Raw genomic sequence first — 9,420 nt, 5'->3', positions numbered from 1 at the left:
TAAACCTCGTAACAGCGAGTGGGCCAAAGCGGCTGGCAGGCCCAGACCAAAAAGGTATGCAGTCGGTTGCTCCCCTTCTCCATGGGAGTACGCCGTCATAGCACTGCCGGGGAATAGACGGGCGCTAAACGGATAGGCCCGGAGGCATTCGGGTCGACAGAAGTGGGAACGTGGTAAGTCCGATTCACCGCCAAACTCGCGGAATATTGCGAGATGGCAGGCAAACCGCAAGGGACGCTGGTGGTGGAGCGGGTAAGAGAACACGGAGAAAGCGAACGGCGGGCTGTAGTGGTTCGCATAGGGGTTCAGACTTTGCCCTGACCCGAAAGGGTGCAGACTTCCGCGAGGTGTGGCTGTCGTGAGCCAGTATTTGAGGTCCGACGTAGGGCAGCTTGGAAGAGACTGCCTCGTTGCAGTTCGGCGCCCTCGTCTCAGCGATGGGACGGACCAACAATACGACGTTAGCGAAGGACTTGCGCTGTCTGGCAAGGCCGGCATCGAGTAACGGTGCTTTAGCCATGCGCGAGCCCATTGCGGTGAAAGTCGCTTGGTGGGTTCTTTGGGGAGGGGGCGGCAGGAATGCCGTCTCCTTACCCTCTAAGGCATGGCAGGGCTGTCGGACGCGCCGCGTAGCGGTGCGCCGTCGAAGCTGTCGCCGCAGCAGGTTGAGCAGTTGAAGGTGTGGGCGGCGCAGGAGGCGCTGACGGCACCCGAACTGCTGGCACGACTCGAAGAAAAGTTCGGGATTCGGGTTCATCGCAATACGCTGACAGGGGTTCTCAAGCGAGCGGGGCTGGTATGGAAGCGAACCCGGCATAGCTTAAAAAAAAGCGGGACGAACAGCGGTTCCGACAAGCCCAATCTGAAATTGGGGAGTTGGTCCAGCAAGCCCAGCGTGGCGAAATCGAACTCGCCTGCGTAGACGAAGCTGGCTTCGCGCAAGCGCAGCCGAATCGAAGTGCCTGGACGCCAGTCGCGGAGCAACACATGATTGACGCCCGGCGCGGTAAGCGTCTGAACGTGGTCGCAGCCCTGCTGTCCTCGTGAGGGCTGTCCTTGAGCGCTGATGCGATACACGAGGACTGAGCGCACCTGCCGGATTTCCTCGCCGCTTATACTGACGCCAGATCGATTCGGGCAAGCCAGGTGCATCTTGAAAGAAGGCCTGCCGACAGCGCAGCAAAAAGCGTTCATCGCCCGCCGACCTTGCGTCCAGTTTGCGTAGCGTCCCGTCGGGTAAAATATCGACACCCTGACGCTTGCCGAAAAAGCCTGCAGCAAGCATGGCATTGCGCTGAACGTTGGCGGAAATGACGGCATCGGCGATTCATATCGCGTCTACCGCCTATCCCATGGAAATACCATGAAGCTCAATCATCCCGATCCCGAACTCAACGATCCGCTGACAGACCAAGAGCTTGATTTCCTCGAGCGCTTTCTTGCGGGAGACATACCTGCACCCGTGTCAAAACTCTGAGCGCGCTCAAATCCGCTTCCGTCACCATTCAGAATGTGGTCGGCGAGGTCAAGATGGCTGGGCTTTACGTGGCGCGCATAGAAGCCCCGCCCGGCAATGCCATACAAAATGCTGCGGAAAACCCGTTCCATGATCAGGACAGGCAATGTTCCCTGCGGCGCAGGAGGTACTTGATCTCCAGGCGAGCCTGTCTTCCGCCTGCACTCGAACCCGGGACTTCCCCATCAACTGTCCATGTCCTTGACTGATACCGAACGTCTCGCGCCAAAAATCACACCGGCGGGCCATCTGCTTGCCGAGCCTGACGCCGATGCGCCAGCCCTGCCCGATGACGTAACACTGGGCGCATCCTTCAGGCGCGGCACAGGTCATGGGCTGCTCTATCTGGGAAGCGCGACGATAGGGCGGGCGTTGCCATCGGCATGGGCATGGTGGCGCGACTTTGGTGCCCGCTATGTCACGTCCTTATGCGCCACGCCAGAAGGCGGGGAAGTCGCGGTCGCCCATCCAGATACAGCGGACCTCGACCGACTGATCGACGATGCGCCGCCCATGACGGGCGCCGAATATCTCACGGCGGAGGTCCTGGTGACACTGTGGCGCGAAATCGATGGCGCCTTGCGAGACGAGCTCGCAGATACGGGAGAGTCGCTCCAGGCATTTCTCAGGTCACGTCATCCTGCCTGGAATCTTGTGGGCCGTGTTCACTTTAACCTTGCCGAAAACCGCAAGGACCCCGAAGCGCCTTTCGCGTTCCTGGCAACCTACGCGGCTCGCCTGTCGGCTCATGGCAAGACGCAACATCAACCCCTTTCGCGGGCGCTCGAGGAATTTTCCGGGGCGCGCAACAAGGCGCAGCTGCTTTCCCTCCTGATGCCGGTTCAGCGTGCCGCTGAACGCTGTGACTGGCTGCGTGCGATGCTTGAGTCGCGCGAAATCTACCATCCATTGCGCTGGACGCCGGCCGATGCCTGGCGTCTTCTCTCCGATCTGCCGATTCTGGAATCTGCCGGCATCATGGTTCGACTACCGGCGACCTGGGCGACGGGCCGCCCCACGCGACCGGCGGTCAGGGCGAGCGTCGGGACGCAGCCGCCGTCGGTCCTTGGCAGGCAGGCGCTGCTCGACTTCAGGATGGAGGTGTCGCTCGATGGCGAGCCGTTAAGTTCCGCCGAGATCCGGAGTCTGCTCAAGGGGGCCGACGGTCTCCAGTGGATTCGTGGGCGCTGGATCGAGGTGGACACAAAAAAGCTCGGCCGCCTGCTCCAGCGCTTTGAAGGTCTGGAGAAGGCCGCGCAGGCGGGGCTGCCGTTGAATGACGCCCTGCGTCTCCTGGCAGGCGTATCCGATGACGAAGCTGAAGGCTCCGACGAGCGCGACTGGGCACAGGTCGTGGCAGGCGACTGGCTGGCAGAGACGCTCGGGCAGTTGCGCCAGCCGGAAGGGCTGGCGCAGGTCGATCCGGGCCCCGACCTGAGGGCGCAGCTTCGTCCCTACCAGCAGGCGGGTGTGCGGTGGCTCTACCTGCTCAGCCAGCTCGGGCTGGGAGCGTGTCTGGCCGACGACATGGGCCTCGGAAAAACGATGCAGGTCCTCTCCCTGCTGTTGATCCTCAAGCGCGACCCGGCCGGCCCGCGTCCGAGCCTGCTGGTCGCACCCGCGTCCCTGCTGGCAAACTGGGCCGCGGAAGCGGAACGCTTTGCACCGGGCCTGCGCGTGCTGGTGGCGCACCCGTCCATGACGCCTGCCGACGAACTGCGCGCGCTGGACAGCGCGCGGCTCATGCAGACGGACCTCGTCATTACCAGCTTCGGGTCGCTGCTGCGTCAGCCCGTTCTGGAAACGACGCAGTGGCGCATCGCGATTGTCGACGAGGCCCAGGCGATCAAGAATCCCGGCACCCGGCAGACGAAGCAGGTCAAGAAGCTTCAGGCCCAGTCACGCATCGCCCTGACGGGCACCCCGGTGGAAAATCGCCTGTCCGATCTGTGGTCCATTTTTGACTTCACGCATCCCGGGCTGCTAGGCTCGGTGAAGGACTTTACCGGGCTCACGCGGCGTCTGGCGAAAGCCGAACATTTCGGTCCGCTTCGCAACCTTGTGCGGCCTTACATTCTGCGTCGCCTGAAAACAGACCGGCGTGTTATCGCGGATCTCCCTGAAAAAACCGAACTCAAGGCATGGTGCCACCTGAGCCCCGTCCAGGCCGCCCTGTACGAACGCGCGGTCAAGGACCTGGCGGCGGCGCTCGATGGTACCGAGGGTATTGAACGCAAAGGGATCGTATTAAGCTACCTGATGCGTTTCAAGCAGATCTGCAATCATCCGTCCCAGTGGCTCGGCGACGCGGCGTGGAAGCCGGAAGCCAGCGGCAAATTTGCGCGCCTGAAGGAACTGGTCGACGTGATCGCGGCGAAACAGGAAAAGGTCCTGGTGTTTACGCAATTCCGCGAAACCACCGAGCCCCTTGCCGCGTTCCTCGGATCGCTTTTCGGCCGCGAAGGCCTGATTCTTCACGGGGGAACGCCCGTAGGCAAACGGCGCGAACTGGTCCGGCAGTTCCAGGAGGATGAATCGATACCGTTTTTTGTGCTCTCGCTGAAGGCGGGCGGAGCGGGGTTGAATCTGACCGCTGCGTCCCACGTGATTCATTTCGATCGCTGGTGGAATCCCGCAGTCGAGAATCAGGCCACGGATCGGGCATTTCGCATTGGCCAGCGCAGGAATGTTCTGGTACACAAGTTCGTTTGCCGCGGTACGGTCGAGGACCGGATTGACCAGCTGATCGAAACGAAGCAGCAGCTGGTGAAGGACGTGCTTGAAGGCGGTGCGGAGCTGCTGCTGACCGAGATGAGTGATCGCGAGCTGCTCGATCTTGTCAGGCTCGATATTCATTCCGCGCAGGAAAACTGATCATGGAGACGAACGCAGATGGCTGACTACGGTGGATGGAAACCCTACGTTCCGGTGGCCGAACGCAGAAAGAAGGCGGAGCAGCTGGTCGCGAAAGCGATCAAGGCGGGCAAGAACCTGTCGCCCGTCGCGCCGTATCGCGGGGCCATCGCGAAGACCTTCTGGGGCAAGGCGTGGTGCGACAACCTGGAGCACTACAGCGACTACGAAAGTCGCTTGCCACGCGGTCGCACGTATGTGCGCAATGGTTCGGTGATCGACCTGCAGATTACGACGGGCAGGATCCGTGCGCAGGTCATGGGATCAAGCCTGTACGAGATCGAAATCAATGTCACAGCCTGCCCGGCAAAACAATGGCGGGCGTTGAGCGCCGAGTGTGCGGCGTCGGTTGACTCCGTGGTCGAATTGCTGCAGGGCAAGCTGTCGGCTGCAGTGATGGGCCGCATCTGCAAGCCGGGCAGCGGGCTTTTCCCCGCGCCGAAGGACATCAGATTCGGCTGCAACTGCCTGGACTGGGCGGCGATGTGCAAGCACGTCGCTGCCGTACTCTACGGCATCGGGGCACGGCTCGATCAGCAGCCCGAATTGCTTTTTACATTACGTGGCGTTGACCCCGTCGATCTCGTCAACAGCGCCGGTGCGAATCTGTCCGGTGCAGGAGCCGCCCCGGCGTCCGGCAAGGTGCTCGACAACGCAGTCCTGGGCGATGTGTTCGGTATCGATATCGACATGGAACCCTTTGCCGATGCGCCCCCGGTCCGGGGCAAGCGCACGCGCAAGGAAGCGGCTTCGCAGAAAACCAGTACGTCGACGTCAGCTACATCGAAGCCGTCCGCGACCGTGAAACGGGCACCGAAAGGCAAGGTCGAGGCGCCGGACGTCAAGCCTCGCGCTGCCGCCCTGACAAAGCCCAAGGGTAAAACTGCTCCCGCTGCGTCGAAGGCGACACGTTCGGCCGCATCTAAAAAGCCCGCTGCACGGGCGTGCGCGACATCGAAACCGCCGAAGCGCCGCGGGTAATGTCTGGGGCGGCGGCGTCGCCGTCTGTTCCTGCTTTCAAGGTGTGCAACTGGAGCGGGATGCGGCGGATTGACCAATTCCGGCTGAATCACAAGCTGAAGCCCGACGCCAGCCCAGGAGGTCTGCACGGACCTTCCCGGGCCGCTGTTGACGGGTCGCGATAAGGACAGGGAGCGGCCGATGGCTGGTGCCAGCGAGGGCGCCGATTAGAATGCGATGACGCGGAATATCAGGGAGCACATGTTGGGCAGGAAAAAGAGCGCAGAGAAGTTGAAGGTTGTGGCGGTCCGCATCGATCCGGTCATCGAGCGCAGAGTCCGGTTCCTGGCCGAGGCGACCGGACGCAAACCGTCTTTCTTCCTGCAACAGTTGATCGAAGGTGGTGTGAGCGCGCTGGAGGAGGTATGGCTGCCTCCCGATTTGCTGGCGCAGGTACGCTCGGGCACGGTGCCGGAACCGACCGTGTCTCACGTGGTACCAGACCTGTTTGACGAAACCACCTTCGTGGAGTGAACCGGTATGCGTCGCTTGCGTCAGCGACCACGGGCGCGTGGCGTAAATCGAAGAGACGCTGTGTACCAACCACGCCGCCGCGCGACGCGACCAGCTGTTCAGGTGTAGAACGTATTAGGATTGTCTCAACTCGTAACCGGGCGTAGTGCAGACGACACCGTGTTCCGTGGACGGACAAATCAGCCGATGACACGGTTCGGTATACATCGTATCGTCACCCAATATGCCAAGCTCGTGACCAAGTCACATCCTGCGATGAAAGATAAACGTATCAGTCCGCATTCGATTAGACACACGACCGCGGTTCATCTGCTACGTGCCGGCGTCGATATCAACACGATCCGAGCCTGGTTAGGGCATGTCTCTCTGGATACGACACACATCTACGCCGAGGTCGACCTGGAAATGAAAGCAAAGGCGCTTGCTCGCGTCGACATCTCGGGCCTCCCCGCAGCATCAATGCGTGCGACCAGGCTGCCTTCACTGATGACGTTCCTGAAGCAACTTTAGTTGTTCGCTGGCATTTTTTATGTGCGGGCACGAGTCAGGGGTGATTGGATAAGCCCTTGTTAGCGGCGGCGTCAAATTCGCGCAAAACGGACGGTTTGAAATTCACGTTGACGAAGCGATAGCACAGTAGCGACGAGCAGGCCCTGCGCCTAGGCTGACCTCGGGGGCGTCTCTGGTCAGAATGCCGCAACCACAAGGGGAACAAGGGAAGGGAGCGAAGGAAAACGAAAGAAGAACCAAGTTATAGATAAACGGGATCCGAAGAAGATGTACCAAGAAAAGTCAGTTCCACGCGGTGAGTTTCACACCGTCAAGTTTCGACGACTTTCAAGTTGCCGATGACAGCCCTGACTCGAAGCCGTCGCCGCCACATAAATTTGGACGCAACATAGCCATCGTAGCCATCCGCTTGCAGGATGCCCTCGAATCCGGCGAGACGGATCTGGGGGTGGATGCCTTTGCGGTCGGACGAGTAGTCGAACCACACTGCGGCCGGTTCCGTCGAACCTGCGCGCCGATCATCCCGCACGTAGACCCACAGGCGACCGGTCCTCGTCTTCTTGTTGCCCGGCGCGAGCACGGGAATCGGCGAGTCGTCCGCGTGCAGCTTCGTGCCAGCCATTGTGTAACGACGCAGCGCCTCGGTCAGCGGGCGGCAAAGTTCCTCGCACTGGCCAAGCCAGCGCCCCATGCTGGCGCGATCGAGCGTGACGCCGTCGCGCGCGGCAATCTCCGATTGGCGATACAACGGCAGATGGTCCGCGTACTTCGACACCAGGATGTCCGCGAGCAGGCTCGGGTGGGCGATGCTGCGCTCGATCGGCAAGCCAGGCATGGGCGGCTGCGCGAAGTGATTGCAGCAGGTGCAGTCCGCCTTGGGCCGGATTGTGCGAATGACCTTGAACGCGGCCGCGACACGCGCGAGCTGTTCGGATATGTCTTCGCCGATCAACTACATGGCGTTTCCGCACCGTGGGCAACCCGGGTTGAGCTCGAGCGCATTCGCTTCGCGCGGCAGATGAGGCGGCAGCGCTTCCTTCGGAGACGTGTCGCCGCCGGGCGTACTCGCAGTCGACGCGCGGGCACGGCGCACATCGGCTACGCCGCGTCCGGCGGCCAGATCCTCCAGTTCGGTCTCGAGCCGCGCGATCTGCCGGTCAAGCTGCTCGGACTTGCGGCCGAAGTGCATCCGCCTGAGCTTGTCGATCTGCGCTTTCAGCCGCTCGATCTTGAGCTCCCGCTCAGCCATCTCCCGCAGCAGTCGCTCGATCTCGCCACTTTGTTCAGCAAGCGACGCGCGCTGTGCAAGCACCATGGCTTGCAGCGCATTGACATCGTCGGGGAGGTCGGCGCCGTTCGACATGCGGCGCAGCTTACGAGTCTTCCGCGCGGTTTACAACATCGACAGTGCAGCGGTGCGGCGTGGTTGTCGCCAGTCGATGCCTTCGAGCAACATCGACAGCTGGGCCGAGCTCAGGAAGACCTTGCCGCCATCGGCCTGCGGCCACACGAAGCGGCCACGTTCGAGGCGCCTCGCGAGAAGCCAGAGTCCGTCTTCGGTTGCCCACAGAACCTTGACGAGGTCGCCGCGGCGGCCCGGGAAGATGAACACGTTACCGCCGAGCGGATTCTCCTCGAGCGCTGTCTGCACCTTCGCCGACAGCCCCTGGAACCCGCAGCGCATATCCGTGATGCCCGCGACAAGCCAGATCCGCGTGCCGACCGGAACCGGGATCACCGCAGGCACTCCTGCAGGAACGATTCCGCGCGTTCGAGCGGCAGGCCGCGGATGCGCACGCGACGCTTGCCGATCTCGACCTCGATTTCGCAGACGGGTGCCGGTGCCGCACTCGCTGTTGTCTCCGGCGGCTCGATCGGCACAGGCTGTACTGGACGCGACGCGGGCAGATCGATCACGTTGATCGGCAGCAATTCGGCGGGCGGCGCCGGGGCAGTGCCAGTGTCCGGCAGCTTCAGCCCGCCCTCCCGATACAGCCGTCGCCACTCGAACACGACGTTGGCATTGATGTCATGCCGCCGCGCCACGATCGAGACCGACGAGCCTGCCTCCAGAGTTTCCTTGATGAGTTGCTGTTTGAATTCGAGCGAGTACACGCGATGCGTATGGCGAGCTTTGGATGATTCGTTCGACATCTCGGCATATCCTCTATAGTCCGAACCAATGCGGACGAGAATCTCGATGTCCGCCGCTTGCTCGAATCATGCGTCAAGCTCGCGCGAGATGAGGAACGGCCCTCGCGAGCCGCTTACTGCACTGGAGCCCATTCACCTTCCGATGGTCAATTCGCGGACGCACCAGATTCCGGATAACGAGCAGGAAGCGGAATGGAAAAGCTTTGGTCAGCACGGGCGTAGGTTCAACTGATGGCGCCGGAGATCGTCATGCTGACCTGGAACTTTCTTCACCACATGCAGCGCGAAGTCCTTCCGCCGCTGGAGGCGGAGGGTCATCCGGAGGCGGCCGGACATGCGGCGAGCGCCGCGAGCAGCCGGCTATACGCACGATCCAGCCGGTTTCGTTTGAAAGACACGACTTTATCCCGCCTGTCTTCGCGACGCTCAACGACGAGTGGCACCGCGTACGCGGATGCCCACCACAATCTGGCAATCCTGCCTGAGCGACGCGGCGACCCGCAGGGTCTCGTGCGCGATCGGGGCGCCTGGCGCCGGCTGACGACCGGAAGCGTATGTTCAAGGGGATGATGCCTTGCTTCGACTCTCATTCCCGTTTCTCAGGCGGCTCCAATGTCCTCCGTCCCGACCGTAGCGAGTCTCGTGCCGGCAAACGGGTCATTGCGCCAGTCCGTGCCGGTGCGTTTTCCGGAGTCCCGGTTCGACGGCCCATCAATTGCGAAATGCTCGAGAGACTGGCCCGCGCTGGTCGCCTGAACTACCCATCGCGGCGGCGCGCCTTTACCGTCCCATGTGTTGCCGGAAGCGTCCCGGAAACGCACTGCCTGCAACCG

General features: G+C 61.9%; 8 protein-coding genes and 1 pseudogene. 5 read left to right on the top strand and 4 right to left on the bottom strand.

Annotated elements, in window-relative coordinates; all coding sequences use genetic code 11:
• Positions 1–604 precede the first annotated feature (604 nt).
• The 5 genes from VMJ11_RS02865 to VMJ11_RS02845 all read left to right on the top strand — a co-directional run bounded on the left by VMJ11_RS02865 (position 605) and on the right by VMJ11_RS02845 (position 6,433).
• Entirely contained in the window at positions 605–922 is a 318-nt protein-coding gene (locus VMJ11_RS02865; RefSeq protein ID WP_325616710.1) for a helix-turn-helix domain-containing protein, read from the top strand.
• Positions 923–1,711: 789 nt separating this feature from the next.
• Entirely contained in the window at positions 1,712–4,390 is a 2,679-nt protein-coding gene (locus VMJ11_RS02860; protein WP_325616708.1) for a DEAD/DEAH box helicase, read from the top strand.
• Positions 4,391–4,408: 18 nt separating this feature from the next.
• Positions 4,409–5,410 (top strand): hypothetical protein, encoded by a 1,002-nt coding sequence (locus VMJ11_RS02855; RefSeq protein WP_325616706.1) that lies wholly within the window; start codon positions 4,409–4,411, stop codon positions 5,408–5,410.
• 240 nt (positions 5,411–5,650) lie between these two features.
• On the top strand, positions 5,651–5,923 hold the full coding sequence (locus VMJ11_RS02850) for a hypothetical protein (RefSeq protein ID WP_325616704.1): 273 nt from the start codon (positions 5,651–5,653) through the stop codon (positions 5,921–5,923).
• A 120-nt stretch (positions 5,924–6,043) separates the two neighbouring features.
• On the top strand, positions 6,044–6,433 hold the full coding sequence (locus tag VMJ11_RS02845) for a tyrosine-type recombinase/integrase (RefSeq protein WP_325616702.1): 390 nt from the start codon (positions 6,044–6,046) through the stop codon (positions 6,431–6,433).
• Positions 6,434–6,821: 388 nt separating this feature from the next.
• Here the strand turns inward: VMJ11_RS02845 and tnpC are convergent.
• The 4 genes and pseudogenes from tnpC to VMJ11_RS02825 all read right to left on the bottom strand — a co-directional run.
• Positions 6,822–7,796, bottom strand: a pseudogene (tnpC, locus tag VMJ11_RS02840) (IS66 family transposase); the annotation flags it as partial.
• 30 nt (positions 7,797–7,826) lie between these two features.
• Positions 7,827–8,171 carry an IS66 family insertion sequence element accessory protein TnpB gene (gene tnpB, locus VMJ11_RS02835; protein ID WP_325616700.1) on the bottom strand — a complete coding sequence of 115 codons (345 nt, stop codon included), beginning with the start codon at positions 8,169–8,171 and terminating at the stop codon, positions 7,827–7,829.
• Complete coding sequence (locus tag VMJ11_RS02830; protein ID WP_414694280.1) at positions 8,168–8,548, bottom strand: transposase; 381 nt, start codon at positions 8,546–8,548, stop codon at positions 8,168–8,170. The genes tnpB and VMJ11_RS02830 overlap by 4 nt, the downstream gene beginning before the upstream one ends.
• Before the next feature lie 638 nt (positions 8,549–9,186).
• A partial coding sequence (locus VMJ11_RS02825; RefSeq protein WP_325616696.1) for an H-NS family nucleoid-associated regulatory protein occupies positions 9,187–9,420 on the bottom strand: 234 nt, incomplete at its 5' end.

Source organism: Paraburkholderia sp., from assembly GCF_035501035.1.
Lineage (GTDB): Bacteria > Pseudomonadota > Gammaproteobacteria > Burkholderiales > Burkholderiaceae > Paraburkholderia.
The sequence above is the reverse complement of the archived record's forward strand: the minus strand, read 5'-3'. Positions and strand labels throughout refer to the sequence as shown.

Coding starts and splice junctions, on each gene's coding strand:
- VMJ11_RS02865 (WP_325616710.1), top strand. CDS start 605: ATGGCAGGGCTGTCGGACGCGCCGCGTAGCGGTGCGCCGTCGAAGCTG.
- VMJ11_RS02860 (WP_325616708.1), top strand. CDS start 1,712: ATGTCCTTGACTGATACCGAACGTCTCGCGCCAAAAATCACACCGGCG.
- VMJ11_RS02855 (WP_325616706.1), top strand. CDS start 4,409: ATGGCTGACTACGGTGGATGGAAACCCTACGTTCCGGTGGCCGAACGC.
- VMJ11_RS02850 (WP_325616704.1), top strand. CDS start 5,651: ATGTTGGGCAGGAAAAAGAGCGCAGAGAAGTTGAAGGTTGTGGCGGTC.